At 69.4% G+C, this 25,177-nt stretch carries 26 protein-coding genes and 4 tRNA genes; 6 read left to right on the top strand and 24 right to left on the bottom strand.

The window, feature by feature from the left end; translation table 11 throughout:
- Positions 1-66: 66 nt before the first annotated feature.
- The 5 genes from ruvB to QQX04_RS07150 form a co-directional block, all read right to left on the bottom strand.
- On the bottom strand, positions 67-1,122 hold the full coding sequence (gene ruvB, locus QQX04_RS07170; RefSeq protein ID WP_301127633.1) for a Holliday junction branch migration DNA helicase RuvB: 1,056 nt from the start codon (positions 1,120-1,122) through the stop codon (positions 67-69).
- The gene (ruvA, locus tag QQX04_RS07165; protein ID WP_301127631.1) at positions 1,115-1,705 is read right to left on the bottom strand and encodes a Holliday junction branch migration protein RuvA; all 591 of its coding nucleotides are present in this window, start codon (positions 1,703-1,705) and stop codon (positions 1,115-1,117) included. Before ruvA ends, ruvB begins: the two co-directional genes overlap by 8 nt.
- Before the next feature lie 51 nt (positions 1,706-1,756).
- Complete coding sequence (gene ruvC, locus QQX04_RS07160; protein WP_301127630.1) at positions 1,757-2,311, bottom strand: crossover junction endodeoxyribonuclease RuvC; 555 nt, start codon at positions 2,309-2,311, stop codon at positions 1,757-1,759.
- Between the two features lie 10 nt (positions 2,312-2,321).
- Entirely contained in the window at positions 2,322-3,077 is a 756-nt protein-coding gene (locus tag QQX04_RS07155; protein WP_301127628.1) for a YebC/PmpR family DNA-binding transcriptional regulator, read from the bottom strand.
- 92 nt (positions 3,078-3,169) lie between these two features.
- Positions 3,170-4,003 carry an SDR family NAD(P)-dependent oxidoreductase gene (locus tag QQX04_RS07150; protein WP_301127626.1) on the bottom strand — a complete coding sequence of 278 codons (834 nt, stop codon included), beginning with the start codon at positions 4,001-4,003 and terminating at the stop codon, positions 3,170-3,172.
- A 74-nt stretch (positions 4,004-4,077) separates the two neighbouring features.
- Here QQX04_RS07150 and QQX04_RS07145 point away from each other — a divergent pair, with 74 nt between their 5' ends.
- Positions 4,078-4,659, top strand: a complete 582-nt coding sequence (locus tag QQX04_RS07145; protein WP_301127624.1) for a TetR/AcrR family transcriptional regulator — start codon at positions 4,078-4,080, stop codon at positions 4,657-4,659.
- Position 4,660: 1 nt separating this feature from the next.
- Here QQX04_RS07145 and pdxT read toward each other — a convergent pair whose 3' ends face one another.
- The 11 genes from pdxT to QQX04_RS07090 all read right to left on the bottom strand — a co-directional run bounded on the left by pdxT (position 4,661) and on the right by QQX04_RS07090 (position 15,213).
- The gene (pdxT, locus tag QQX04_RS07140) at positions 4,661-5,266 is read right to left on the bottom strand and encodes a pyridoxal 5'-phosphate synthase glutaminase subunit PdxT (RefSeq protein ID WP_301127622.1); all 606 of its coding nucleotides are present in this window, start codon (positions 5,264-5,266) and stop codon (positions 4,661-4,663) included.
- Positions 5,263-5,817 carry an NUDIX hydrolase gene (locus QQX04_RS07135; protein WP_301127620.1) on the bottom strand — a complete coding sequence of 185 codons (555 nt, stop codon included), beginning with the start codon at positions 5,815-5,817 and terminating at the stop codon, positions 5,263-5,265. The genes pdxT and QQX04_RS07135 overlap by 4 nt, the downstream gene beginning before the upstream one ends.
- The gene (gene pdxS, locus QQX04_RS07130; protein ID WP_301127618.1) at positions 5,807-6,709 is read right to left on the bottom strand and encodes a pyridoxal 5'-phosphate synthase lyase subunit PdxS; all 903 of its coding nucleotides are present in this window, start codon (positions 6,707-6,709) and stop codon (positions 5,807-5,809) included. Before pdxS ends, QQX04_RS07135 begins: the two co-directional genes overlap by 11 nt.
- The gene (locus QQX04_RS07125; RefSeq protein WP_301127616.1) at positions 6,706-7,860 is read right to left on the bottom strand and encodes a glycosyltransferase family 4 protein; all 1,155 of its coding nucleotides are present in this window, start codon (positions 7,858-7,860) and stop codon (positions 6,706-6,708) included. The genes pdxS and QQX04_RS07125 overlap by 4 nt, the downstream gene beginning before the upstream one ends.
- A 1-nt stretch (position 7,861) precedes the next feature.
- Positions 7,862-8,755, bottom strand: a complete 894-nt coding sequence (locus QQX04_RS07120; protein ID WP_301127614.1) for a phosphatidylinositol mannoside acyltransferase — start codon at positions 8,753-8,755, stop codon at positions 7,862-7,864.
- Positions 8,756-8,763: 8 nt separating this feature from the next.
- Entirely contained in the window at positions 8,764-9,438 is a 675-nt protein-coding gene (gene pgsA, locus QQX04_RS07115; protein WP_301127612.1) for a phosphatidylinositol phosphate synthase, read from the bottom strand.
- Positions 9,439-9,490: 52 nt separating this feature from the next.
- Positions 9,491-10,018 carry an HIT family protein gene (locus tag QQX04_RS07110; RefSeq protein ID WP_301127699.1) on the bottom strand — a complete coding sequence of 176 codons (528 nt, stop codon included), beginning with the start codon at positions 10,016-10,018 and terminating at the stop codon, positions 9,491-9,493.
- Between the two features lie 26 nt (positions 10,019-10,044).
- A complete protein-coding gene (thrS, locus tag QQX04_RS07105; RefSeq protein WP_301127610.1) occupies positions 10,045-12,051 on the bottom strand; it encodes a threonine--tRNA ligase in 2,007 nt (668 codons plus the stop codon).
- Between the two features lie 188 nt (positions 12,052-12,239).
- Positions 12,240-12,398 carry a hypothetical protein gene (locus QQX04_RS07100; RefSeq protein WP_301127609.1) on the bottom strand — a complete coding sequence of 53 codons (159 nt, stop codon included), beginning with the start codon at positions 12,396-12,398 and terminating at the stop codon, positions 12,240-12,242.
- Positions 12,399-12,478: 80 nt separating this feature from the next.
- Positions 12,479-14,026 carry a deoxyguanosinetriphosphate triphosphohydrolase family protein gene (locus tag QQX04_RS07095; RefSeq protein ID WP_301127607.1) on the bottom strand — a complete coding sequence of 516 codons (1,548 nt, stop codon included), beginning with the start codon at positions 14,024-14,026 and terminating at the stop codon, positions 12,479-12,481.
- Entirely contained in the window at positions 14,023-15,213 is a 1,191-nt protein-coding gene (locus QQX04_RS07090; RefSeq protein WP_301127605.1) for an aminoglycoside phosphotransferase family protein, read from the bottom strand. The genes QQX04_RS07095 and QQX04_RS07090 overlap by 4 nt, the downstream gene beginning before the upstream one ends.
- Positions 15,214-15,359: 146 nt before the next feature.
- Here QQX04_RS07090 and QQX04_RS07085 point away from each other — a divergent pair, with 146 nt between their 5' ends.
- A complete protein-coding gene (locus tag QQX04_RS07085; RefSeq protein WP_301127603.1) occupies positions 15,360-16,211 on the top strand; it encodes a variant leucine-rich repeat-containing protein in 852 nt (283 codons plus the stop codon).
- Positions 16,212-16,262: 51 nt separating this feature from the next.
- On the opposite strand, the gene QQX04_RS07080 is transcribed toward QQX04_RS07085, so the two are convergent.
- From QQX04_RS07080 to QQX04_RS07070, 3 genes are all read right to left on the bottom strand, one after another.
- Positions 16,263-16,337 (bottom strand) — tRNA-Val (locus QQX04_RS07080).
- A 24-nt stretch (positions 16,338-16,361) separates the two neighbouring features.
- Complete coding sequence (locus QQX04_RS07075; RefSeq protein ID WP_301127601.1) at positions 16,362-17,234, bottom strand: aminotransferase class IV; 873 nt, start codon at positions 17,232-17,234, stop codon at positions 16,362-16,364.
- Positions 17,231-18,331: a chorismate-binding protein gene (locus QQX04_RS07070; protein WP_301127600.1), complete on the bottom strand. Its 1,101-nt coding sequence runs from the start codon at positions 18,329-18,331 to the stop codon at positions 17,231-17,233. The genes QQX04_RS07075 and QQX04_RS07070 overlap by 4 nt, the downstream gene beginning before the upstream one ends.
- A gap of 138 nt (positions 18,332-18,469) precedes the next feature.
- Here QQX04_RS07070 and QQX04_RS07065 point away from each other — a divergent pair.
- The 4 genes from QQX04_RS07065 to QQX04_RS07050 all read left to right on the top strand — a co-directional run bounded on the left by QQX04_RS07065 (position 18,470) and on the right by QQX04_RS07050 (position 19,229).
- Positions 18,470-18,542: transfer RNA gene (locus tag QQX04_RS07065), tRNA-Gly, on the top strand.
- A gap of 32 nt (positions 18,543-18,574) precedes the next feature.
- A tRNA-Cys gene (locus tag QQX04_RS07060) sits at positions 18,575-18,645 on the top strand.
- Between the two features lie 5 nt (positions 18,646-18,650).
- Positions 18,651-18,725: transfer RNA gene (locus QQX04_RS07055), tRNA-Val, on the top strand.
- A gap of 87 nt (positions 18,726-18,812) precedes the next feature.
- Complete coding sequence (locus QQX04_RS07050; RefSeq protein ID WP_301127598.1) at positions 18,813-19,229, top strand: GNAT family N-acetyltransferase; 417 nt, start codon at positions 18,813-18,815, stop codon at positions 19,227-19,229.
- A 77-nt stretch (positions 19,230-19,306) separates the two neighbouring features.
- On the opposite strand, the gene QQX04_RS07045 is transcribed toward QQX04_RS07050, so the two are convergent.
- The 5 genes from QQX04_RS07045 to QQX04_RS07025 all read right to left on the bottom strand — a co-directional run bounded on the left by QQX04_RS07045 (position 19,307) and on the right by QQX04_RS07025 (position 25,148).
- Entirely contained in the window at positions 19,307-20,305 is a 999-nt protein-coding gene (locus QQX04_RS07045; RefSeq protein WP_301127596.1) for a lysylphosphatidylglycerol synthase domain-containing protein, read from the bottom strand.
- A complete protein-coding gene (locus tag QQX04_RS07040; protein WP_301127595.1) occupies positions 20,302-21,453 on the bottom strand; it encodes a polysaccharide pyruvyl transferase family protein in 1,152 nt (383 codons plus the stop codon). Before QQX04_RS07040 ends, QQX04_RS07045 begins: the two co-directional genes overlap by 4 nt.
- The gene (locus tag QQX04_RS07035) at positions 21,450-22,673 is read right to left on the bottom strand and encodes a glycosyltransferase family 4 protein (protein ID WP_301127594.1); all 1,224 of its coding nucleotides are present in this window, start codon (positions 22,671-22,673) and stop codon (positions 21,450-21,452) included. Before QQX04_RS07035 ends, QQX04_RS07040 begins: the two co-directional genes overlap by 4 nt.
- Before the next feature lie 30 nt (positions 22,674-22,703).
- Positions 22,704-23,657, bottom strand: coding sequence for a Gfo/Idh/MocA family protein (locus QQX04_RS07030; protein WP_301127592.1), 954 nt, complete (start codon positions 23,655-23,657; stop codon positions 22,704-22,706).
- Positions 23,658-23,726: 69 nt separating this feature from the next.
- Entirely contained in the window at positions 23,727-25,148 is a 1,422-nt protein-coding gene (locus QQX04_RS07025; RefSeq protein ID WP_301127573.1) for a glycoside hydrolase family 1 protein, read from the bottom strand.
- Positions 25,149-25,177 lie beyond the last annotated feature (29 nt).

Below are 25,177 nucleotides of genomic sequence, written 5' to 3'. Positions count from 1 at the left end.
TGTTCCGCCCATCTCTGGGCCCAGGGAAGTCTAGCCCTGAGAATGCTCAGAGTCGAAAACCCTCGCTCAGTCGAAGAGTCGCGAACCGCCCGAGGCCTCGGTCGGACGGTCGGGCGGGGCGATCCCCAGATGCTCCCAGGCAAGCGCCGTCGCGACCCGACCGCGGGGGCTCCGGCTCATGAGCCCCTCCCTCACGAGGAACGGCTCGGCGACCGTCTCCACGGTCTCAGGCTCCTCGCCCACGGCGACCGCGAGCGTCGTCAGGCCCACAGGACCGCCGCCGAACCGCGTGCACAGCGCACCGAGCACGGCGCGGTCGAGCCGGTCGAGCCCCTTCTCGTCCACCTCGTACACCTCGAGCGCCGCCTGGGCTGCGGCGAGGGTGCCCCGACCGTCCCCGTGCACCTGCGCCCAGTCGCGCACACGACGCAGCAGGCGGTTCGCGATGCGCGGCGTGCCGCGCGAGCGCGACGCGATCTCGGCTGCCGCGTCGTGGGAGATCGAGAGGTCGAGCATGCCCGCCGAGCGGACCAGGATCGCCTTCAGCTCGTCAGGCTCGTAGAAGTCGAGGTGACCGGTGAAGCCGAACCTGTCGCGTAGCGGCGCGGGCAGGAGCCCCGCTCGCGTGGTGGCGCCCACCGCGGTGAACGGCGGGAGCGTGAGCGGGATCGACGTGGCGCCGGGACCCTTGCCCACCACGACGTCGACCCGGAAGTCCTCCATCGCCAGGTAGAGCATCTCCTCTGCAGGGCGCGCAAGACGATGGATCTCATCGATGAAGAGGACATCGCCCTCATCGAGCGAGCTGAGGATCGCGGCGAGGTCTCCCGCGTGGGCGATCGCCGGCCCCGAGGTCACGCGGAGCGTCGAGCCCATCTCCTGCGCGATGATCATCGCCAGGGTCGTCTTGCCGAGCCCTGGAGGGCCGGACAGCAGCACGTGGTCGGACGTGCCTCCACGTCCGGTCGCTGCCCGCAGCACGAGCGACAGCTGCTCGCGCACGACCCGCTGGCCCACGAACTCGTCGAGGTTCCGGGGGCGCAACGCCGCCTCGGAAGACCGCTCGATCGCGTCCGCCTCTGCGCTGACCACGCGCGCGAGATCGTCGAGCTCGTCAGCCACGCGAGCCTCCCAGGGTCTTCAGCGCCGCGCGCAGGGTGTCGGCAACCGCGGTCTCCACGACGGGACCGTCCGAGACCGCCTCGACGGCCCTCTCGGCCGCCTTCAGGTTGTAGCCCAGGCCGACGAGCGCCTCCACGACCTGTCCGCTCGCGTCCGCGCTGGCCGCGGGAGCGCCATCCTCAGGCATGACGAGCCTGCCACCGAGCTCGAGCAGAAGCCTGGCGGCCACCTTGGGCCCGATGCCTGGGACCTTGGTGAGCGCCTTCTGGTCCCCCGCCTGCACGGAGGCGACGAGCGACTCCGGGGAGTGCACCGCGAGCATGGCGAGCGCCATCTTGGGCCCGACGCCCTGCACCGCCTGGAGCGCCTCGAAGGTGTCGCGTTCAGAAGCGGTCGCGAATCCGAAGATCGTCAAGGAGTCCTCGCGTACCACGAGGTGCGTGTGCAGCACGGCGTGCATCCCCGTGCGGAGCTCGGAGAGCGCCGCAGGCGTGGACAGGACGCGGTACCCGACGCCGCCGACGTCGATGATGAGCGCGGACGCGCCCACATGCGCGACCGTCCCCGTGAGCTGCGCGATCACCGGCGCTCCTTTCGAACGTGTGTACGAATGAGGCTACGGGATCACCGAGGCCTAGCCTCGCCGACGCGCCGCGCGCTCAGCCTCGGCCCATCGACGCTGCGCATCCGTGCTCGCCTTCGAGGCCGCGGGCGCGGCGCCGCCTCGCCACGCATGGGCGATCGCGATCGCCAGCGCGTCCGCCGCGTCGGCAGGCTTGGGCATCTCCGCGAGCCCGAGCAGGCGCGTCACCATGGCACCGACCTGCTGCTTGCCGGCGGTGCCGGAGCCGGTCACCGCCGCCTTGACCTCGGACGGGGTGTAGAGGTGCACGGGAAGACCGCGGCGCTCCGCGGCGAGCATGACGACCCCTGAGATCTGGGCGGTGCCCATCACGGTGCTCACGTTGTGCTGTGCGAACACTCGCTCCAACGCGACGGCCTCAGGCTCATGCTCGTCGAGCATGCGCTCGAGCACGTCCGCGATGGCGGCGAGCCGCCGAGGCACGGCGTCCTCGGGGTGCGAGCGTGCGACGCCGACGTCCACGAGCGTGATGCGTCTCGCGGCCTGGGCGTCGACGACTCCCAGGCCGCATCGCGTGAGGCCAGGGTCGACCCCCAGGACGCGCATGGCAGGTGGCCTACTCTGCGGCGGCGGCCTCGAGCACCTCGTCCGAGGCGTCCATGTTGGCGTAGACGTTCTGGACATCGTCGCAGTCCTCAAGGGCGTCGATGAGGCGCAGCATCTTGCGGGCGCCGTCCACATCGAGCTCGACCTTCATGGAGGGGGTCCAGACGGCCTCGGCGGAGTCGTAGTCGATACCCGCCTCCTGGAGCGCGGTGCGGACCGCGACCACGTCCGTGGCCTCCGAGGTGATCTCGAAGACCTCCCCCGCGTTCTCGATCTCCTCGGCGCCGACCTCGAGGGTCGCCTCCATGAGCGCGTCCTCGTCCGTGCCGTCGGCCGGGACGATGACCTGGCCCTTGCGGGAGAACAGGTATGCGACGGAGCCAGGGTCGGCGAGCGTGCCGTTGTTGCGGGTGAGCGCCGTGCGCACCTCCATGGCGGCACGGTTGCGGTTGTCGGTGAGGCACTCGATCAGCATCGCGACGCCGTTGGGCCCGTAGCCCTCGTACATGATCGTCTCGTACTGCGCGCCACCGGCCTCGTCGCCGGAGCCGCGCTTGACCGCGCGATCGATGTTGTCGTTGGGGACCGACGACTTCTTCGCCTTCTGGATGGCGTCGAACAGCGTCGGGTTGCCCGCGGGGTCACCGCCACCGGTGCGCGCCGCCACCTCGATGTTCTTGATCAGCTTGGCAAAGAGCTTGCCGCGCTTGGCGTCGATGACCGCCTTCTTGTGCTTGGTGGTGGCCCATTTGGAGTGACCGGACACGTGTGCTCCTCGTCGCGCATGTTCTAGGACTGCCGACCATTCTACGCAGGCGGGGCGCTCGCTCAGGTTCGCCGACGTCGTGGCGCGTGCGGTCAGCCGACCGCGCCTGTCTCCGGCGCGATCGCCGCACGCGTCGCAGCGGCGAGCCGCTCACGGTTGGCCCGATCACGGGCGAAGCGCGGCACCGGGCACGCCGCGCCGCGCTCGTCGACGTAGACCGCGTCCGGCTCGGGGCCGACGGCGAGCCGCACATACGCGTCGGCCACCTGCGCGGGCGCTGCGGCGGCCCGGTTCTTCGGCGCATACAGCGCGCGCTGGAGGCGCGGCTGGGCTGCGAGCTTGGCGGGGTCGAGCCGCACGGCCGGCACCCGCAGACAGCTGACCGTCACCGCGTCGCCGTGACGCTCGTGCAGCGTCTCGGCGGTCATCACCTGGGCCAGCTTGGCGTGGTAATACGCCCGCGTCGGCGTGTACCAGCCCTCACCGTCAAGGCGGTCCCAACGGATGCGGATCCTGGGCATCGCGACGAGCCCCTTCGACGCGATGAACACGACGCGGCCGTCCGGAGCCGCGGCCAGGGTGTCGATCAGCTCCGCCGCGAGGGCTGAGGGCCCCAGGTGGTTGGTCGCCCACACGAGCTCGTGGCCCTGTGGCGAGAGCGTGCGCCGCTTCAAACCCATGTCGAAGATCGCGGCATTGTTGATCAGGACCTCGACTCCGGCCTGCTTGGCTCTCTCGGCGGCGCCCCGCACGGAGTCGAGGTCCTCCATGTGTGTCTCGACGATCTCGACCTGGTCGCCCAGCGCGGCGCGGGATCGCTCCACGTTCCGGCACAGCGCGAGCACATGGTGCCCCTCCTCGGCGAGCCGCCTCGCAGCCCTGAGCCCGATTCCCGAGCTGGCCCCTGTGATGGCGACGGTCGTCATGCGGATCCCTTCAGGCCTCGGTGGACGGAGGTTCCGCTCCACACATGGTTGAACGATCGTATAACCTGTGAAACATGCGTTCAACCGAGGATTTGAGCACTCCGGCACGAATACGCGACGCCGCGATTCGCGAGTTCGCCGCCCAGGGCTTCAGCGTGGGAGTGCGTGCGATCGCGTCGCGCGCCGGCGTCGCGCCAGGACTCGTGAACCATCATTTCGGGGGCAAGGCAGGGCTCCAGGATCGATGCGACGAGCAGGTGGTGCGCCACCTGCTCGAGCTCAAGGCCGCGGGAGAGCTGGACGTCCAGTCGATCGCCGCCCACTTCGCCCCCGCAGAGGACGGCCCGCTCCCCTACGCCGCGTACGCCCGACGAATGCTCGAGCACGGCTCCGCCCGCGCCGACGCACTCTTCGACGCGCTCGTGGACGGCACACGACGCACGCTCGCGGACCAGCAGCGTGCGGGCGCGATGCGCGCCGATCTCGATGTGGACGCGCTCGCCCCAGTGCTCACCGTGTACGGGCTCGCTCCCGTGATGATGCCGGGCCTCCTCGCGCGCGCGGTCGGCGCCAGCTCACTCGACGCCGATGCGCTCGCCCAGGCGGCGCAGACGCTTGCTCCCGTGCTTCAGGGCGGGCTCGTCGCCGGCCGGTGAATCAGCGGCGAGAGGCGACGAGGTCCAGCAGGACCTGGTGAACGCGGTCGTCAGGAGTCGCCCCTGGCGCCACGATCTCGGGGTGGAAGCTCGTCGCGATCGCATTGCGGTGCCGTACCGCGACGGTCTGACCTCCATGCGCCTCGTCGACGGCGAGCACCTCGACCGCATCGGCCGAGCTCTCCACCCACGGAGCCCTGATGAAGGTCGCATGCATCGTGGATCCGTCGGGGCGCCACGTCAGCTCGACCTCGCTCGAATCGACCTGACGGCCGAACGCGTTGCGGCGCACCGTCATCGGGATCACCCCGAGCGACCTCTGCCCCTCGATCGCGCCGATGATGTCGCTGGCAAGCATGATCATCCCGGCACACGTCCCCAGCACCGGGAGACCCTCGTCCAGGCGCTGCTTCAGCGGGTCGAACAGCTCGAAGATCCGCAGCAGCTTGTCGATCGTCGTCGACTCCCCGCCCGGGATGATCAGCCCGTCCACCGCGTCGAGCTCGGAGAGCCTGCGCACGCCGACCGCCGACGCGCCAAGGCGCTCGATCGCATGCGCGTGCTCCCGGACATCGCCCTGGAGCGCCAGGATGCCGATCGTCGTCACTCGTCCACCTCTCCCATGTTCCTCGTCTCCCCGTCCCACGGGAGGAAGTCGTCCCACGACTCCCTCAACCGCACGGGGAACACCTCGATCTCGGACGCCGCCAGCTGCGCGAGGGTCAGCCACACGACGTCGTCGATGGTGTCCGTCTCCTGCTCCGTCCACGCGGACTCGCGCTGCTCGCGGCGCTCCGCGTCGGCCAGCCTCGCGACGAAGATCTCCTCGAGCTGCGAGTAGGGCAACGACGCGAAGTCGAAGATCGCGGTGCGTATCCACACCGGCCCCTCGAGCTCGTGCTCCTCGAGCACGAGTCCGGTCTCCTCCTCGAGCTCGCGCACCGCGGCGGCACGCGTCGTCTCGCCCGACTCGAGACCGCCTCCCGGCGTGAACCAGAAGCTGCGCTCAGGCTGGTCCGGGTCGTGCCCACGCATCATCAGGACGCGCGGGACCGACCCGGAGTCATCGACCAGCAGCACGCGCGCGCCCAGCCGGTGATAACGGCCGTCCGCGGCGAGCGCGTGGCCGTCAAGCGGTCGGCGGCCGCTACCAGCCACGCTCGGCGAGGCGGTGCGGCTCAGGCTCCTCCTCGACGTTGATCCCGACCATCGCCTCGCCCAGACCGCGTGAGACGTCCGCGATGACCTTCGGGTCGTCGTAGAACGTGGTCGCCTTCACGATCGCCTTGGCACGGGCGGCGGGGTCGCCGGACTTGAAGATGCCGGAGCCGACGAACACGCCCTCGGCGCCGAGCTGCATCATCATCGCGGCGTCGGCCGGGGTGGCGATGCCGCCCGCGGTGAACAGCACGACGGGCAGCTTGCCCGTCTTCGCGATCTCCTGGACGAGCGGAAGCGGCGCCTGAAGCTCCTTGGCGGCCACGTAGAGCTCGTCCTCGGGCATCGCGGTGAGCGCCTTGATCTCGGCACGGATCTTGCGCATGTGCGTGGTCGCGTTGGACACGTCGCCGGTGCCGGCCTCGCCCTTCGAGCGGATCATGGCGGCGCCCTCGGAGATGCGGCGCAGCGCCTCGCCGAGGTTGGTGGCGCCGCACACGAACGGCACGGTGTAGTTCCACTTGTCGATGTGGTGGGTGTAGTCCGCGGGGGTGAGCACCTCGGACTCGTCGATGTAGTCGACGCCCAGGCTCTCGAGCACCTGCGCCTCGACGAAGTGGCCGATGCGGGCCTTCGCCATCACCGGGATGGAGACGGTGTCGATGATGCCCTGGATCATGTCCGGGTCGCTCATGCGGGACACGCCGCCCTGCGCGCGGATGTCGGCCGGGACGCGCTCAAGGGCCATGACGGCGACAGCGCCGGCGTCCTCGGCGATCTTCGCCTGCTCGGGGGTGACGACGTCCATGATCACGCCGCCCTTGAGCATGTCGGCCATGCCTCGCTTGACGAGGTCGGTTCCGACCTGGGGGGCGTTCGTGGAATCGCTCATGCGCTCTCTTCTTCCTTCACGGGCTGGGGGCTCAGTTCGGCGTCAAGTCTAATGGCGTCGAGGTACGTCTCCTCGACCCTGGGCACCACCTGGAGCCAGTCGAAGGTGCCAGCGAGCTCCTGGCCGCGCCGGGACAGCCGTCTGCGCAGGGCCGGATCCTCGAGGAGTCGCGTCAGCTCCTTCGCAAGGCCGTCGCTCTCGCCCACGGGGAAGAGGCGGACTGCGAGGTTTCCGTCGGCCGCGGTGCCGACGTCCCTGAAGGCCGTCAGGTCGCTCGCCACCACGGCTGCGCCGGCGGCCATCGCCTCGACGAGGACGATGCCGAAGCTCTCTCCCCCGGTGTTGGGCGCGACGTACACGTCGAGCGAGGACATGAACCGTTCCTTGTCCTTCTCGTCGAGCGGACCGATGGAAACGGCGCCTGCCTTCCTGATCCGTTCCGCGGTGCGATCGGAGTACCTGCCGGCGACGAGGAAACGCGTTCCCGGCACCTTGTCGCGTACACCCGGGATCGCGGCGAGGAAGTCGTCGAGACCCTTGCGGGGCTCATCCATGCGGCCAAGGATGCCGACGGTCGGCGCCTCGGGAGTGCCACGCCACTGCTCACGTGCGACGGCAGCCACGTAGGTGCTGGTGTCCACGCCGTTGGGGATGATGTGAGTCGCCTCCACCCGCAGATGCTCGAACACCGTCCGCGCCGCGGAGGGCGACACCGCGATGCGCGCGTCGAGCTCCTCGTAGCCGGGCTTGATGAACGGCTTGCCGATGCGCATCAGCGCCGAGTCGTCGTTCGACGTGTGGAAGGTGGCCACCGTGGGCCCCAGGCGCGCCCACATCGCGATCACGGAGATGGACGGCGCGCCTGGCTCGTGCAGGTGCACCACGTCGAAATCGCCCTCGCGGAGCCACTTCCGCACACGGGACGCGGTGAGCAGTCCGAAGGAGAGTCGCGCCGTGGATCCGTTGTAAGGGATCGGGATCGAGCGTCCTGTGCTCATCACGTAGCCGGGCACCGGGGTGTTGGGCGCTGCAGGTGCGAGCACTGAGACGAAGTGTCCGCGCGCGAGCAACGCCTGGGCCAGGTCCATCACGTGGAGCTGCACACCGCCTGGGCGGTCCAGCGAATAGGGGCAGACGATCCCGATCCTCATGTCAGGCGTCCTCGAGCCATCCGAAACGTTGGAGCATGTGCCAGTCCTGGGGATCGGCGGCGACGGCGTCCGCGAAGGAGGCGGCCCAGGCCTGGGTCATCTCCTCCACGCGCTGCTCCCCCGTGAAATCGGCCGGCTCCAGCACCGGCCCGAACGAGAGCACCGTACCCCACGCCGAGCGGGCCTTCCGGCGGCGCGCGCCGCGCAGGCGCTCGTACCGAAGGTGCACCGGCACCAGGGGCGCGCCTGAGGACAAGGACAGCGCGGCGGGGCCTGGAGCGACCTTCACCCGGTGTCCCCACATCTCGACGGGGATGCCGGACCCTGACAGGTCGCGGTCCGCCACCAGGCACACGAGCACCGGCTCCTCGCGAGCGATCCGCAGCAGGGCGCGGAACGTGCTGCCGCCCTCGTGTCCCAGGATCCTGAGTCCGTGCGCGGACCGGAGGGCGACGAACTCGTCGAACACCTCCTGCGGCTTCAGCTTCTCCGCGACGGCGGTGACGGGCATGAGGTTGCGGCAGGCCCATGCGCCGATGAGGTCCCAGTTTCCGCAGTGCCCCAGCACCGCGACGGCCGGGTTGGCGCCTGAGAGCGCCCCTCCCGTCTCCGCGAGCCCCTCGACGCGTACGCGCGCATCGATCACGTCGCCCGTGAGGCGGCTCATCTCGAGGACCTCGGCGTAGTACCTCGCGACGGAGGCAAGTCCGCGCCGCGAGAGGACCCTGAGCTCACGACCCGAGGCGCCCGTGACGCGCGCGAGATTGTCCTCGAGCCGCGTGCTCGCCTTCGCGTGGGTCGCCCAAGCCGCCATGGCGAGCGTCCATGCAGCGCCGCGGACGACGGCCACAGGCAGCCGTCGCGAGGCGCGCCACGCGAAGAGGAAGGAGTTCATCGGTCGGGCTACGCCTCGTCGCCCTCGGAGTGCGGGCGGCCCGGGGCGTCACCCGGGTGATGGGAGTAGTCCTCCGAGTCGCGGTGGTGGTCGGCCGCGGCGTCCAGGTCCGCCTGGTTCGCCACCATGACGCGCCAGGTGCGCTGGCCGACGGTGATGGCGGCGGCGGCCGCAAGCAGCCACAGCACGACGGTGAGGACCACCTGCGGCAGGCCGAGCCCCACCAGCGCGGTGGCGGTCAGGCCGATCACGAGCCGGTCAGACCTCTCCGCGATACCGACCGCTGCGTCGATTCCGAGGCTCTCCGCCTTGGCGCGGGCGTAGGGCACGACCGCGCCGATGGTGAGGCACAGCAGCGCGCCGAGCGCCGTCGCAGTGTCGTCGCGGAAGGTCCACACCAGCGCGCCGAAGATCGCGGCGTCGGCGACGCGGTCGAGCGTCGAGTCGAGGTAGGCGCCGAGTCGCGACGTCTTGCCTGACAGTCGCGCCATCGTCCCGTCGAGCATGTCCGTCACGACGAAGAAGGTGATGAACAGCGTGCCCCAGAACAGCCACATGCCGCCCTTGGGGAAGAAGAACACCGCCCCGAACACCACACCGATCGTTCCCGCGATGGTGACGGCGTTGGGGTGGACGCCCGCCTTGAGCAGCGCCTTCGCCGGGGCCTGCCAGATCTTGGCCATGAGCGGCCGCAGGCTGGATAGCATCGTCGTCTCTCGTCTCTGTCGTTCTGTGTCAGCGGCGCGAAGCCCAGGCGTCGCTGACCCGCTGCCACGTGTCGTCGAGCAGCTCTGGCACCGCCTTGGTGCGGCCGATGATGGGAAGGAAGTTGGCGTCGCCCGTCCAGCGGGGAACGACATGCTGATGCAGGTGCTCGGAGATGCCGGCGCCACCGGGCACCCCCTGGTTCATGCCGACGTTGAACCCCTGCGTGCCGCTGAGGTCCCGCAGGATCTCCATCGCCTCGGCCGTCAGCTCAGCCATCTCCGCACGCTCCTGCGCGGTCGCCTCGGTGTACCAGCCGACGTGGCGGTAGGGGCACACCATCAGGTGACCGGGGTTGTACGGGAACAGGTTGAGCACCACGTAGCAGGTCTCGCCGCGGTGCACCACGAGGTGGGCACGGTCGTCGTCCTCGACCTTCTTGCACAGGGGGCAGTCACGCTCCCCCTCGATGCGCGGGCGCGCCGACGAGTGGGTGATGTAGGCCATCCGGTGAGGCGTCCACAGGCGTTCGAACCCGTCGGGCACCCCGCCCATCATGTCCGAGTCGACGACGTCGTCCACGGTCAGACCTGCGCCTTGTCGCCGATCGCCTTCAGGATGCGCTCCACCGCCTCGTCCACGGGCACCTGGTTGTCCTGGCTTCCATCGCGGAAGCGGAATGAGACCGCTCCCGCCTCCGCGTCCTCGCCTCCAGCGATGAGGACGAAGGGCACCTTCTCCTTGGAGGCGGTGCGGATCTTCTTGGGGAAGCGCTCGTCGGAGTCGTCTACCTCGACACGCACGCCCGCTGCGCGGAGCTTCGTGGCGACCTCGTGGAGATAGTCGTTGAAGGGCTCAGCGACCGGGACGCAGCGCACCTGCACGGGCGCGAGCCACACGGGGAACGCGCCGGCGTAGTGCTCCACGAGGACACCGAGGAACCGCTCGATCGAGCCGAACTTCGCCGAGTGGATCATCACCGGCTGCTGGCGCGAGCCGTCGGCCGCGGTGTACTCCAGGCCGAAGCGCTCCGGCTGGTTGAAGTCGTACTGGATGGTCGACATCTGCCAGGTGCGGCCGATCGCGTCCTTCGCCTGCACCGAGATCTTGGGGCCGTAGAACGCCGCGCCGCCCGGGTCGAGCACGGGCTCGAGCCCGAAGCTCGCCGCCGTGCTGCGCAGCACCTCGGTCGCGGACTCCCACTGCTCGTCCGAGCCGATGAACTTGTCCTTCTTGTCGCCCTCGGTGTCGCGGGTGGAGAGCTCGAAGTAGTAGTCGGTGAGGCCGAAGTCCTCGAGCAGCCCCGTCACGAAACGCAGCAGGTGCTCGATCTCCGCGCCCGCCTGCTCGGGGGTCACGTACGAGTGCGAGTCGTCCTGCGTCATCGCGCGCACACGGGTCAGTCCGTGCACCACGCCGGACTTCTCGTACCGGTAGACCGATCCGAACTCGAAGAAGCGCAGCGGAAGCTCACGGTAGGAGCGGCCCCGCGAACGGAAGATCAGGTTGTGCATCGGGCAGTTCATCGCCTTGAGGAAGTACTCCTGGCCCTGCCTGGTGACGTTGCCCTGGTCGTCGACCTCCTCGTCCACGTGCATGGGCGGGAACATGGTGCCCTTGTAGTAGGGCAGGTGGCCGGAGGTGTAGAAGAGCGCGTCCTTGGAGATGTGCGGGGTCGAGACGTACTCGAAGCCCTCCTCGATGTGACGCTGACGGACGTAGTCCTCCATCTCGCGCTTGATCACGCCGCCCTTGGGGTGGAACACGACCATGCCCGAGCCGATCTCCTCCGGGAAGGAGTAGAGGTCGAGCTCGGCTCCGAGCTTGCGGTGGTCGCGACGCTCGGCCTCGGCGAGACGGTCCTTGTAGGCGACCAGCTCCTCCTTGGTGGGCCATGCGGTGCCGTAGACGCGCTGGAGCTGGGGGTTCTTCTCCGACCCCTTCCAGTACGCAGCCGCCGACCGCATGAGAGACCAGCCGTTGGCGAGCACCTTGGTGGACGGCACGTGAGGGCCGCGGCACAGGTCGCCCCACGCACGCTCTCCGTTGCGGCGCACGTTGTCGTAGATGGTGATGTCACCGTCGCCGATCTCGACGGACGCGCCCTCGGCGCCCGCGGCCTCCTGGTTCAGCAGCTCGCACTTGTACGGCTCGTGCGACAGCTCGGCGAGCGCCTCCTCGCGGCTGACCTCGCGGCGCTCGAAGGACTGTCCCTCCTTGACGATGCGCTGCATCGCCTTCTCGAGCTTCTTGAGGTCCTCGGGAGTGAAAGGAGTCTCCACGTCGAAGTCGTAGTAGAAGCCGTTCTCGATAGGAGGACCCACGCCCAGCTTCGCGTCCGGGTTGATCTGCTGCACGGCCTGCGCGAGCACGTGCGCGGTCGAGTGGCGGAGCACCATGAGGCCGTCGGGCTCCTCCACGGTGACGGCGTCGACCGAAGCGCCTTCGGGGATCTCGCGAGCGAGGTCCCAGAGCGCGCCGTCGACGCGCATGACGACCACGTCCCGACGCTCGGAGAAGAGGTCCGACCCCGTCGTGCCGGCGGCGAGCTCTCGCTCGATGCCGTCGATGGTCGCGATGAGGCTGGACACGTTCGTGCTCCTTCGGATTGCGCGGGTCAAAGGTTCCGAGACGATGCTACCGACCCGCACGGGTCGCCACGCACCGGCGTGCGGCTGCTCCGCGTTCCTCGCGCGTGCCTCTGTGAGACGCACCAGCCCAGACATGACGATGCGGCGCCGACTCGAGGCCGGCGCCGCATCGCACGAGGAAGGGTGGGTCAGTCCTTGTTGTGGTCCTTCACCCACTGCTCGGCCTTCGCGGCCGGCACGTCCACCCCGTCAGGCGTGTTCTCGCGAACCTTGTCGCCGAGCTTCTTCGCCTGCTCGTCGTCGGGAAGCGCCTCCTGCGCCTTGGCCTTGATCTCATCCGAGCTCATGGTTGCTCCCTTCGTTGCCGGACAATTCGGACAACGCACATGACCCCGTCTGCATTCCGAGCGCACACGTGCCGGAGGCCCTACAGCCCCTGCCCTGCGTCCCACAGGCGCTCGGACGCGCCGGAGACGAGACCCGCGAGAGACATGGCCTGGACATCGGTCAGGGAGGCCACGTAGTCGACGATCCCTCGTCCCGTCGCAAGGCGGCGCAGCTCCCGACGCTCGAAGCCCCCGTCGCCGTCCGGATCGCGAAGCGCGGCATCCCTGTAGTCCTCGGCGGCGAGCTCCACCAGGTCGAGCAGCCGGCGCGGCGCGCGCCTCACGTCATGCGGGTCGTCGAGCCACTCGGCGAGCGCTCCGACGAGGGTCTCCATGACGTTCGCCTGCCCTCGCTGATAGACGGCGAGATCAGGACGGTGAAGCACGAAGCGCTCCTGCAGGAACTTGAGCACTGCGACGTCGTGCCACGCAGCCGTGTCCAGGCTGATGTGTCCGGACCGCACGGGCGGGTCGGCCATGACGACGATCGAGCGCTGCAGGCGGGACACCCATCCGCTCATGAAGACAGCGAGCGCGCGGTCGGCCTCGAGCGACCCGTCGAACGGCACTGCGAGCAGTCCGTCGACCACGTCGGACTGGACGCGCGCCACCGACTCGCCGAACGCGTCGTCGTCCGCGATCCACGCGTCCTTGGCGCGGAGCCGCCTACGCAGGGTCTCGAGGGCGTGGCCCGGGGTCCGTGGACGGGCGAGCAGCGCGTCGGCCGGCATGGTCGCGAGCGCTGCCCTGTCCGCGCGCCAGGTGCGGAACTCGGCCGACACCGCCGCGTGACCCAGGAGGGAGGCCCGGTAGAAGTCGTCCAGATCGTGGAGCGAGTAGGCGATGTCGTCCGCGATGTCCATCACTGAGCATTCGATCGTCTGCTGGTGTCGCGCGATGGCCGGATAGGCGTCGCGCGCCTCCTGGAAGTCGTCCGCGTCGAGGGAGTAGGTGGAGAACTTCGCCGCGCCTTCTCCCGGCGTGCGCGGGGTGAGTCCGCGGGGCCTGTCGAGGGCACCGGTCCATTCGTCGCCCTCGGCCCGCTCCCACGGGTACTTCAGGACCGCGGCGCGCACCGCTGCTGTGAGATTGAGACCCGCTCCTGCCCTGTCGTACTCGTCGAGCCGGGTGAGGGTCCTGAACGACTGTGCGTTCCCCTCGAAGCCCTCGGCGAGGCCGAACCTCTCTCGTGCGAGCCTGTCGAGCGCCTGCTCGCCGAGGTGTCCGAAGGGCGGGTGCCCGAGGTCGTGCGCGCTGGCGGCGGCCTGGACGACCACCGGGTCGCATCCGCCGAGGCGCGACACGATGCGGCCGCGCTCGCCCTGGTCCGCGGCGAGTGAGACCGCGATCGCCCGGGCGACGGCGGTGACCTTGACGGTGTGGGTCAGCCGGTTGTGGACCGCGAGCCCGGCCCCCGACTGGGAGATGACCTGAGTCACCGCGGACATGCGGGAGAAGTACGGGGAGAACCGGATCCGCTCCAGGTCGACGCGGAACTCGGGGCCGCGCTCGAGCATCTGCGTCTCGTCGAGCGGCTCGGCGACCTTGCGTGCGGTGCGGGGATCCGCGCCGTCGATCTGTGCGCTCATGAGGCGGTCGCCCTCGCCGCCTGCTCCATCCAGGCGTCGGCGTGCGCCCGATCCTCGGTGCCGGCCGCGAGGGACACGAGCACCGCAGCGGTGCGGCCCGCGAGCTGATCGGAGTCGACGTGCTCCAGCAGACCAGAGGCCAGGGAGAAGTGCACGTCGGGCACGTGGCGGTACCCGTCGGGGCTGAAGGTGCGCAGGGTGAGCATGTGTGCGAGCAGGCATGCAGCGTCGTCCACGAGATGGCCGGGGCCCACGGTGTCCAGATCGATCAGCCCGGAGGCTTCCAGGCCCGACGGGGTGCGGTCGAGGAACAGGTTCGCGGCATGCAGGTCTCCATGCACCGGGACCACGGGCCCAGGGTCGCCCCTCCGCAGCCTGTCAGCGACGAGCGGCTCGATCTCGTTCGCCCACGGGAGTCCACGCTCGCGCGCCTGAGCGGCGTACTGCGGGAGCCGATCCGTCCATGACGGGCGATGCGGGAGGTCGAGCGCACGTGGCGACAGCGCCGTGAGCACCCCGAGCACCGCGTGAGCGGGGATGACAGGCGGGTGCGGGTTCCGGCGCAGCGGGTCGTAGAGATGCTCGGTGAGCGGCATCCCGCGTGCCGCCTGGATCAGCACGAGCCCGTCTCCCAGCTCCCACACCCGTGGAGCGTGCGGGCTCAGGCGATAGCGCTCGGCGATGTCGCCTGCATGGGTCGGCTCGACGACCTTGACGTAGCTGATCGATCCCGGAGTGTCGGGCTCCGCGCCGGCGGGACAGGTCTCGACCCGCAGCACGGCCCGACGCAGCGGACGGAGCACGATGACTGAGACTCCCCGCACGTCCACGTCCGCCCCCACCGCGGCGGAGATGGCTGCGCCGAGCGCGCTCGGATCGCATGCCTCCGCCAGTCCCGGCAGGAAGGGGTCCGCGGGGTGCTCCCAGACATGCACCTCATGCTCGCCCCGGCCCACGGTCACGACGCCTGGAGGCGCGTCGCCGCGCAGGCGCACCGTCGAGGCGACCAGGTACCGATGGCTCCCGTCGACCACCACGTCGTAGGACACGGAGGTCTCCGCGCCGGGCCGGTCATGGACGGCGTCGACCGACCACGCCTCGAGGGATCGACCGGCCGCGCCAAGCGCTTCCCTGAGCATCGCTCCTGCGCCGTCTCCCGTGAGCTGCGCGCGCTTGTCCGCCGTCATGCGAACACGCTACCGGGCGGCCAGGGAAGGAGTCCGGAATACGCGCCCGGGTTCCCCTCACCAACACCGCGCGGCTGCCGATGGTGATGTCTGACGACCCCGACGGGGCGCCACCGCACGACGCATGCAGCAGAAGGGTGCACCACGTGTTCAACCGCGACTCCGCCAACCGCTCCGCCTCCAAGGAAGAGACGGCGGCCCGCCAGAAGGACCGCGCCCAGATGGCCGCCGAGGCGTCTGTCGCGCTGCAGAACCACTATTGCGACTCGTGCCGCATCGGCGTGCCCTGTGACCTCGCCATGCTGGCGCAGGACGTCCTCGCGCTCGACGCCGCCCTCAGCGTGCGTGAGGAGACAGGCGCGGTCGCTGCACAGATCGAGCAGGCGCACCAGGACGGCCGCATGGAGGCCGTCGCGCAGGCGCTTGCCGTGATCGGGCGTGCGGAAGGAGAGCTGCGCACCGAGGCCGACGGCGACTCCCACCACCCTGCGTTCCTCATGGCGGAGACCCTTCGCCACCTGGCGCTCACCATCCGGCTGGAGATCCGCGACCCCGACTCGCCCACCACGCTCGAGGTGCTGGCGCGCGCCGAGGAGGCGCGCGAGCTGGCGAGCTACGTGCGCGACGTGTCCGAGCAGTACCGGTCGTCTCAGAGCGAGGTCGCCGAGGCGCTCGACAACGTCGCGGGGGACATCGCGAAGGGCACCGAGGGCGTCAACCGCCTGCTCCAGGCCTCGAACATCGACACCCCGATCGAGGTGCTCCACGAGCTCGCGTTCGATCCCGATGCGGACATCCGCTGGTGGGTCGCGCAGAACCCCAGCACCCCCGTCGACACCCTGATCGAGGTGGTGTCCGCCGAGCGCCACCCGACCGTGCTCGCGGCGCTCCTGGTGAACCCGCATCTGCCGGACAGGCTCGTCGAGGTCTTCGCCGACTACAGCAACCCCGAGGTGGCGGCCGTCGCCAAGCGAAGGCTCGCCGCCTCCGTCGGCTGACGGTCCCGGACATGACGAAGGCCCCCGGCATCTGCCGGGGGCCTTCGTGCGTGGTGGGCGATACTGGGATCGAACCAGTGACCTCTTCCGTGTGAAGGAAGCGCGCTACCCCTGCGCCAATCGCCCGTGGAGCGGATACCACTATAGCGGCTATTTGGACCTCGGCGGGACAGGGTCCAGATCCGCGTCGGCGGCGGCGTCATACACGCCGCGAAGGCGCTCCATCAGACGCCCCGGCGCGAGCTCCACGCCGTCAAGCATCTCCACATGCTGGACGCCCCTCGTGGACGAGGTGACGGCGGCGTGGGCCTCTCCACGGAGGACCTCGTCGAGCACGCTCATGTCGAGCTCGCCGGGAGCCGTCACGCGCACGGGGATCCCCGACCGCGCCCCCCACTCGAGCGCGAGCCCGCGCGTGATGCCCGCAAGGCAGCCCGAGGCGAGCGGCGGCGTGATGATCTCGCCGTCCTTCTCGATGAACACGTTCGTGCCCGTGCCCTCGCACAGGTGGCCGTGGGTGTTGGCCATGATCGCCTCGTCGGCGCCCTTGGAGGCCGCGTAGGCGACCATCACGGCGTTCTCGGCGTAGGAGGTCGACTTCACGCCCGCGATGGCGGAGCGCTCGTTCCTGCGCCACGGAGACCGGACTGCACGGCATCGCGCCGGCGCTGGTCCGTCGCTCACGATGACGGCGATGCGGTGGGGCCCACCCCCGCGGGCGGAGCTCATGGGTCCGGGACCTGAGGACAGCGTGATCCGGATCCGGGTGGCGCTCTCCCCTGCCTCCTCGAGCGCCTCCTCAACGCCGCGCTGGACGAGGGAGGCGTCGATCGGCCCGAGCGCCATCCTGTCGGCCGAGTACTCGAGCCTGCGCAGGTGTCGGGTGAGGGCGAAGGCCGCTCCACCGCGCACCTCAAGCGTCTCGAACACGCCGTCGCCGACCGTGAAACCGTGGTCGAGAGGCGAGATAGCAGGGGTGTCCGGATCCTGCAGGACGCCGTCGATCCAGGCCACGGGAATCATGGGGACATTCTGTCGGTTGAGGCGAGCCCTATCAAGCGACGCGCCTTCAGCTCCGTCTCCTCCCATTCGCCGGCAGGATCCGATCCCCACGTGATGCCCGCCCCCGTGCCGAAACGGAGCACGCCACCGCCCGACGGCTCCCACCAGAAGGTGCGGATGCCGACCGCCAGCTCGGCGCGTCTCGCGTCGGCGTCGACCCACCCGATCGCTCCGCAGTAGGGCCCCCTCGGGGCAGTCTCCTCACGCGCGATGATCCGCAGCGCCGACGACTTCGGAGCGCCGGAGACGGATCCGGGTGGGAAGGTCCCGTCGAGCAGATCGCCCCACATGCGGGGCGTCCAGGCGTGCGCGTCGTCGAGCCTCGCGCTCACCGTCGACTGGAGGTGGACCAGCCCGGGATGCGCGTGCTCGCCCAGGAGCTCGGGCACCGAGATCGAGCCGGGCTCGGAGACGTGGGCCAGATCGTTGCGCACAAGATCGGTGATCATCACGTTCTCGGCGATGTCCTTGTCGAGCATCGGCACGCCGGGCGCGGCGGTCCCCTTGATGGGCGCGGACGTCAGGGTCCGACCGCTGACGGACAGGTACGACTCAGGAGAGGCCGATACGACCCACGCGCCCGGCATCTCCTCGGTCTCGGGAATCACGATCCTGGCCGCGTAGCGCGCGGGATTGCCGCGCGCCAGACGCTCGGAGAGGGCCACGGCGTCCGGACCCGGCGACTGGCTGGGCAAGGGCGCGGACAGCACACGACAGAGATTCACCTGGTAGACATCGCCGTCTCGAATGTCCCGACGAATCGAGTCGACTCCGCGCTCGTATCCCGCGCGGTCCAATGACGAACGCCAGGCGCTCGCGTCGGGCCCGCGCCAGCGTCGGCTCGGGTCCGCAGGACGCGAGGCAGGCACGCGATGCTCAGCACGCGCGAAGCGCCACGCGTCGACACGCCCCTCGAAGCTCCCCACGACCACCCAGAGTCCGCCCTCAGCGAGACGATGCGGCTCCTGAGCCACGTCGATGTGCTCCACCGGGTGGGACGCGGACAGACCCCTGAACTCGGCGCTGCCGAGCCTCCTCGGGTCGTCGTCCCACTCCATGGGGACAACGCTAGCGGGGTCCGCTGAGCACGGAAGAGCCAGGTTTGCGACACGCCCATGCGCGCGATTTGGTGTTGCCCGAATGTTTCGGCTAGAGTCTCTTTCCTGTCAGGGCAAGCAGAAACAAGCCCCAGACACGCGGACGTGGCTCAGTTGGTAGAGCATCACCTTGCCAAGGTGAGGGTCGCGGGTTCGAGTCCCGTCGTCCGCTCGAGGTTCGATGCCAACCTAGTTGGTAACCACGGTGGGTTGGCCGAGAGGCGAGGCAGCGGCCTGCAAAGCCGTATACACGGGTTCGAATCCCGTACCCACCTCGCATGGGCGATTGGCGCAGCGGTAGCGCGCTTCCCTGACACGGAAGAGGTCACTGGTTCGATCCCAGTATCGCCCACCACAGAGTGAAGCCCCTGGCAGACGCCAGGGGCTTTCTTCATCCCGGAATGTTCCGCGAGCCTCGCCGAGGGACTGGCAAACTGAGTCGGTGCACCAGGCAAGCATCCGCACCGCCGACCAAGCCGACCTCGTTCATCTCACCACGCTCGACACACATGTGCGCGCGGCGGAGCTCGAGCGCGTAGTTTCTCTCGGCCGTGCGCTGCTCGCCGAACAGGACTCCGAGATCGTCGGCTGGCTCCGATGGTCTCTCTTCTGGGACGAGCATCCATTCATGAACATGCTCATGGTTCGGGCGGATCTTCGGGGAAACGGGATCGGGACCTCATTGATCGAGGCCTGGCTCGACTCGGCCCGTGCCTCGCAACACGTGCGAGTCATGACGTCGACACTCTCTACCGAGAGTGCTCAGCACTTCTACCGTCGGCTCGGCTTCGTCGACTGCGGAGAGCTGCAACTGCCAGGAGAACCGGTGGAGCTGCTGTTCCGCATGGAACTCACGTGACTCCGGACGGATGGCCCTGATCACGGTTCTCGATCAAGCGACCACACGACGCACTCGCTTTCAGACGCAAACGACTGTCATCGTTCTCCCTCTCCCCGCCCGATCGCCACCGCGATGGCCCAGAACAGCAGATCCACGAGCGCCGACCACACGCGGCTCACCAGGACGATCAGCGCGGCCGTGGCGGGCGTCAGGACGATCGCGAGCAGCGCGTACTGCGTCACGTCCCTCGTGCCCACTCCCGCGGGCACCAGCGGTGTCAGCATGCCCACCACGCCAGCGAACCCGAACGCGCCGACCAGGTACACGATGTCGCCCGCGCTCACGTCCTCGACGAGCGCGAGAATCAGCACCGCGTACGCGAGCCCCGACAGCAGCGCTCCCCCGCCATACAGCGCGAGCGAGTCGCGCACGACGGGCCAGCCGACCTGGGCGGGCCTCCCACGCTTCATCAGTCGGAACCCGAGCGCCATGACCCGGTTGAACACTGGCGGCGCCATCGCCGCGAAGCCCACGACCGCACCCGCCGCGACAAGGAGGCGCAGGGACGGGGACACCTCCCCGACTCGCGGGTCGACGGCAAGCAGGAGCAGCGACACCGCGCCGACCGCGACGATCTGCGCGGCGGCCTCCACCAGCGTGGATACCGCGAGCCGCGACCGCGAGATGCCATGCCGGGACGCGAGAAGGACCTTCCCGGCGAGCCACGGGACCGTGCCGGGGATGTACCTGGCGAGCCATGCCTTGGCATAGACCGAGGACAGCGTCCTGAAGCGCGGAAGATCCTCGGCTCCGAGCCGTGTGAGCACGACCCGCCACACGAACACGCCCAGGTAGCGGAACGCGACGCCCAGGCCGGTCGCGATGGCGACGAGCGCCCAGTTGGCGTCGAGATCCTGGAGCTCAGCCCAGTCCACGCGCCAGAGGAAGAACATGAAGGCGGCGGCGATCGCAGCGTAGAAGGCCCACCGCGCGAAGGTGACCCACCCGCCCCGCGCCCGCACGGACTCTCCGACGCCGGACGAGACAGGCTCGCTCTCATCGCTCCGGTGCGGCCCGGGCGCCTGGGGGGTCATCGGCTCACGGCCTCACGGAAGTCCTCGCGGAGCCGCGCACGCATCTCAGCGATCCGGGCCTCGCCGGCGGCACGCTGGGAATCGTCGTCGACGACTGCCGCGGACATCGCCGAGAAGTCCTCAAGAGCGTCGTCCTCGAGGAGGCGCTCCATGGGGCGCGTGTACGCGTCGGCGTCCACCTGATGGGCGAAGAGCCGCCCCTTGTCCACATAGAAGTAGGTGACGGTCGGCACCCCGACCGACGTCGCGACGATGCCGGCGTGGAGTCGCAGCGCGATCATCACGTCGGCCCGCGACACGAGCGAGCGGAGCGCGCGTGGGCCGAGGTCGTCGTCCGCGAGCACGTGCACCCTGTGCGGGTGAGCGGCCCTGTCACGGAGCGCGCGTGCATAGTCCGGGTCCTCACCCATGTGCATCGGGAGCAGGACCACGTCGCCGTGCTGCGCGACAAGGAGATCGATCAGCTGGACCACGCGCTGCTCGAGGAGCTCGGAGCGCGGCGAGGGCCCCTGCCCGCGACGCCAGCGGTGAGGAAGCCAGCCGCCCTTCGTGTAATGGAACCATCGACGCGGGGCCACGATCGCGAATCTCGAGGCGGGGCTCTTCACGTCGGGATCCACGTCGGACGCGTACACCGCGGAGTCGAAGCTCGACGTCACGAGCCCCGGCCGCACGCCCCACGCCTCGAGCCGTTCCTTCGACTGCTCATCCCTGGTCAGGAAGGCCTTCGTGCGGGAGACGGTTCGGACTATCAGCCAGCGGCTGGACGGCGCGCTCGTGGGGCCGATCCCCTGGAAGACGCCGACCAGCTGGGCGTTCGCCACGGACACCAGATGCATCTTGAGCGACCAGTACCAGACGCCGAGCCGGTTCGTGTAGTCCTTGAGCAGCTCTCCCCCACCCCACAGCACCAGGTCCGCCCGACGTGCAGCGCGCAGGAGCCTCCACCAGTCGAGCGGGTTGAGCGAGTGGATGTTCTGCGGCAGCACCGACGCACCGAACCACTCCCCATCGCGCTCCGCCTCCTGGGACACCAGGGTGATCTGGGCGTCGGGGAAGGTGTCGCGTGCGAGCGCGATGAGGCCGGCGGCGATCGCCCGGTCGCCGCGGTTGGCGGCGAGGTCCGAGTTCATGAGGAGGATCTTCACGCGGACCATCCTGCCGCAGCGTCGAGTCGGCGCAGCATGTCCGGGGCGAGCGCCTCCCAGCTGTGACTCTCTGCGACATGGAGGGCCGCCTCACGGGCTCGCTCGCGCGCGCCGTCGTCACGACCCATGAGCGCGACCAGCGCGTCTGCCAAGGCCTCGGGATCACCCGCCCCGACGACGGCGCCGGCGTCGCTGTCGTACAGCAGCTCCTGGGCGCCAGAGGCGTCGCTGACAACGAGCGCGGCGCCTCGGGCCAACGCTTCGAGGGCGGCCACGGGAAGCCCCTCCGAGTCGCCGTCGCGTCCCACGATCGAGGGCACCGCCACGATGCCAGCGCGCTGCTCGAGCGAGGCCTTGGCGTCGCCGGTGACATAGCCGACGAACTCGACACCGTCCACGCCCCTCGCCTGCGCCTCAAGCCTGGAGCGCCACGGCCCGTCTCCCCCGATGAGGAGTCGCGCGTCGGGAACGTTCGCGCGGACCGAAGGCCAGGCGTCCAGGAGCACGTGAATGCCCTTCTTCTCCACGAGACGCGCGATCACGCACACGGTGTGCGGGTCCCCTGCCGGAACCCCCTTGTTCACGGCTGGCGCCCCCATCGGAGCGACCGCGAGCTCCGCCTCCACCTCTGCCCTGCGCTCCCCCGTGAAGAAGTCGAGCAGCTTGGTCGCGGTCTGACCGCTGACCGCCGTGGCGAAGGCGGCGCGCGAGACCACCGTCCTGACGATGCGGTTGCCCACGGGCCCGAGCCGCCGAAGGACGACGACGTCCGAGGCGTGCGTGGTGAACCCGAAGGGCACCCTCATCCGTCGCGCGACGGACGAGGCGACGATGGCCTGCGGGGTGAACCAATGCGCGTAGATCACGTCGGGACGACGCGCCTTGACCGCGCGCCTCAGCGCACGATGCTCGCCTGCGAACATCAGAGGCACGACGCCCACAAGGGCACGCCGCTCCGCGATCGCCGGCATGATCCCGCGCGCGGTCAGCGTCTCCAGGCTCCGGGGCGCGTAGCCGAAGCGGTCCTGTGTCACCCGGCCGTCAGCGCCCTCGACCTGCGGCCAGCTCCGGGCACGCGATCGCGGAGTGTGGGGCGCGAGCAGCCGCACCGTCACGTCCGGGTCGGCGGCTGCGAGCGAGAGCGCCTGGTCCAGCACGAACCTGGGGACCTGGTCGTCCGCATCAGCCGGCAGGGTCGAGGCGACCACGAGGATGTCCACGAGGCCACGCTAGCCGGTAGCCGCGGCCCGTCAGGCGGACGCGCGCTCGAGGGTCCTCAGAACGGTGCGGCTGTGCTCCAGCAGCCTGTCGCGCGCGACCATGTCGCCGTCCTCAAGGATCCGGACGAACTCGAGGAACTCGTCCACCATGCGATGCGGGTGCGTGGCGGGGTCAAGGTACTCCCTGCTCTCGCGTCCGGAGACCGTGAGGGGTCCGCACGTGTTGGGTGCGCCGTGCATCTCGATGGTCGCCTCGTCGCCCTGGACCGTCGCATGGGACGACGCCTGGGAGTCCTTCGCGCAGACGACGACGGCCTGGGACTCCGGGTAGGAGAGCACCAGCACGCCGTTCGTGTCGACCCCACGCTCGAGGGTGGGGTGGTAGGAGACGTTCGTCGGCTCGCCGAGCAGTCCCACGACGAAGTGGATGCCGTAGATGCCGAGGTCCCGTAGCGCTCCCCCGCCTCGCGCGGGATCGAAGGCCGGATGGATGTCTCCCGCGCGGAACGCGTCGTACCGTGACGACCGCTGGGAGTAGACGCACTCGACGAGCCTGAGGCGTCCGAGGGTCGGCAGCCGTCGCACGATCTCCCTGTACGAGGCATGGTGCACCGTGCTGATCGCCTCGACCAGCATCAGCTCGCGTTCCTTCGCCAGGGCGATCAGCTCGTCGAGCTCCTCGACAGTGCTGGTGAAGGGCTTCTCGCAGACCACGTGCTTGCCGGCCAGCAGCGAGGCCTTGGCTGCCGCGTGATGCAGATCGTTGGGCAGCCCGATGTATACGGTGTCGACGTCGGGGTCGGCCAGGCATTCCTCCAGGTCTGTGTACACCGTCGCGATGCCGTGCTCGGCGGCCAATGCGTCGAGCCGATCCTTCGACGCCGGCCTTCCCTGGATCGCGGCCAGTGTCAGGCCAGGCACATCGCCTGCGACGGACAGCAGCTCCTGCACGATCATCCCTGAGCCGAGTAGCGCAAGTCTCATAGCCTCATCCTGCCTTGTGTCGAGCGGAGGGCTCGCCCGCCCGGGAAGCGCCCTCCGCTCGACCCTGCGTCACGCTTGGAGCGAGCCGCCGTTGGTGCGGATCACCTCGGCGTACCAGTCGAAGGACTTCTTCTTGTAGCGGTCGAGCGAGCCGGTGCCGTCGTCGTTGCGATCCACGTAGATGAATCCGTAGCGCTTGGACACCTGCGCGGTCGACGCCGAGATCAGGTCGATCGGGCCCCAGGTGGTGTAGCCCAGGAGGTTCACGCCGTCGGCGATGGCCTCTCCCACCTGGACCAGGTGGTCGTTCAGGTAGGCGATCCGGTAGTCGTCCTCGACGGTCTTCACACCGTCGACCTCTACGAGCTGGTCCTTGGCGCCCAGACCGTTCTCCACGATGAACAGCGGCTTCTGCCACCGGTCCCAGAACTGGTTGAGCACGATCCTGAGGCCCTGCGGGTCGATCTGCCAGCCCCACTCGGACGCCTCGAGCGTCGGGTTCGGCACGCCGCCCATGATGTTGCCCGGCCCGTCGGCCTTGACCGTCGGGTCTCCCGACTCGCAGATCGACATGTAGTAGCTGAAGGACACGAAGTCGACGGTGTTCGTGAGGTCTTCGGCGTCCTGATCGGTGATGTTCAGCTCGATACCGTTCTCACGGAAGAACCGCTTCGCGTAGCCGGGGTAGTAGCCCCGCACGTGCACGTCCGAGAACATGAGGTTCGCGTGGTCGGCGTTCATCACCGCCACCGCGTCGTCCGGGTTCGGCGTGAGCGGGTAGATCGGCATCGAGAGCACCATGCAGCCGATCTGCATCTCCGGGTTGATCTCCTTGGCCACGCGGGTGGCCCGTGCCGACGCGACGAGCTCGTGGTGGATGGCCTGATAGAGGTCCTGCTCGGACAGCTGCTCCTTGGGCGTGTTGATGCCGCCGGAGCCGAACGGGATGTGCAGCACGGAGTTGATCTCGTTGAACGTCAGCCAGTACTTCACGCGGTCGCCGTAGCGCTCGAAGCAGGTGCGGGCGTAGCGCTCGTAGAAGCCGATCAGGTCGCGGTTGACCCAGCCGTCGTACTTCTCCGCCAGATGCAGCGGCGTCTCGTAGTGCGACAGCGTGATCAGCGGCTCGATGCCATGCTTCTCCAGCTCGTCCAGCACCCGGTCGTAGAACGCCAGCCCATCCTCGTTGGGAGTCTCCTCGTCGCCGAGCGGGAAGATCCGCGACCATGCGATCGAGAAGCGGAACACCTTGAAGCCCATCTCCGCGAACAGCGCGATGTCCTCCGCATAGCGGTGATAGAAGTCGATCGCCTCGAGCTTGAGGTTGTCCTCGGTGGGACCGTCGACGCGCGGGAACATGATCCCCTGCGGCGTCACGTCCTGGATGGACAGCCCCTTGCCGCCCTCGGCATACGCGCCCTCGATCTGGTTCGCGGCGGTGGCGCCGCCCCAGAGGAAGCCCTCCGGGAAGCGCGGTGCGGTGTCGGTCATGAGAGTTCCTTCTTCCGTTGGTGGTCTGC

The sequence above is a fragment of the Demequina zhanjiangensis genome (genome assembly GCF_030418315.1).
Taxonomy (GTDB): domain Bacteria; phylum Actinomycetota; class Actinomycetes; order Actinomycetales; family Demequinaceae; genus Demequina; species Demequina zhanjiangensis.
The sequence above is the reverse complement of the archived record's forward strand: the minus strand, read 5'-3'. Positions and strand labels throughout refer to the sequence as shown.

Bases quoted from the DNA above. Each gene is read 5' to 3' on its own strand.
- ruvC (WP_301127630.1), bottom strand. From the start codon at position 2,311: ATGCGCGTCCTGGGGGTCGACCCTGGCCTCACGCGATGCGGCCTGGGA.
- QQX04_RS07150 (WP_301127626.1), bottom strand. From the start codon at position 4,003: ATGACGACCGTCGCCATCACAGGGGCCAGCTCGGGAATCGGGCTCAGG.
- QQX04_RS07145 (WP_301127624.1), top strand. From the start codon at position 4,078: ATGCGTTCAACCGAGGATTTGAGCACTCCGGCACGAATACGCGACGCC.
- pdxS (WP_301127618.1), bottom strand. From the start codon at position 6,709: ATGAGCGATTCCACGAACGCCCCCCAGGTCGGAACCGACCTCGTCAAG.
- QQX04_RS07125 (WP_301127616.1), bottom strand. From the start codon at position 7,860: ATGAGGATCGGGATCGTCTGCCCCTATTCGCTGGACCGCCCAGGCGGT.
- QQX04_RS07120 (WP_301127614.1), bottom strand. From the start codon at position 8,755: ATGAACTCCTTCCTCTTCGCGTGGCGCGCCTCGCGACGGCTGCCTGTG.
- pgsA (WP_301127612.1), bottom strand. From the start codon at position 9,438: ATGGCCAAGATCTGGCAGGCCCCGGCGAAGGCGCTGCTCAAGGCGGGC.
- QQX04_RS07110 (WP_301127699.1), bottom strand. From the start codon at position 10,018: ATGATGGGCGGGGTGCCCGACGGGTTCGAACGCCTGTGGACGCCTCAC.
- QQX04_RS07100 (WP_301127609.1), bottom strand. From the start codon at position 12,398: ATGAGCTCGGATGAGATCAAGGCCAAGGCGCAGGAGGCGCTTCCCGAC.
- QQX04_RS07095 (WP_301127607.1), bottom strand. From the start codon at position 14,026: ATGAGCGCACAGATCGACGGCGCGGATCCCCGCACCGCACGCAAGGTC.
- QQX04_RS07090 (WP_301127605.1), bottom strand. From the start codon at position 15,213: ATGACGGCGGACAAGCGCGCGCAGCTCACGGGAGACGGCGCAGGAGCG.
- QQX04_RS07075 (WP_301127601.1), bottom strand. From the start codon at position 17,234: ATGATTCCCGTGGCCTGGATCGACGGCGTCCTGCAGGATCCGGACACC.
- QQX04_RS07070 (WP_301127600.1), bottom strand. From the start codon at position 18,331: ATGGAGTGGGACGACGACCCGAGGAGGCTCGGCAGCGCCGAGTTCAGG.
- QQX04_RS07045 (WP_301127596.1), bottom strand. From the start codon at position 20,305: ATGACCCCCCAGGCGCCCGGGCCGCACCGGAGCGATGAGAGCGAGCCT.
- QQX04_RS07030 (WP_301127592.1), bottom strand. From the start codon at position 23,657: ATGAGACTTGCGCTACTCGGCTCAGGGATGATCGTGCAGGAGCTGCTG.
- QQX04_RS07025 (WP_301127573.1), bottom strand. From the start codon at position 25,148: ATGACCGACACCGCACCGCGCTTCCCGGAGGGCTTCCTCTGGGGCGGC.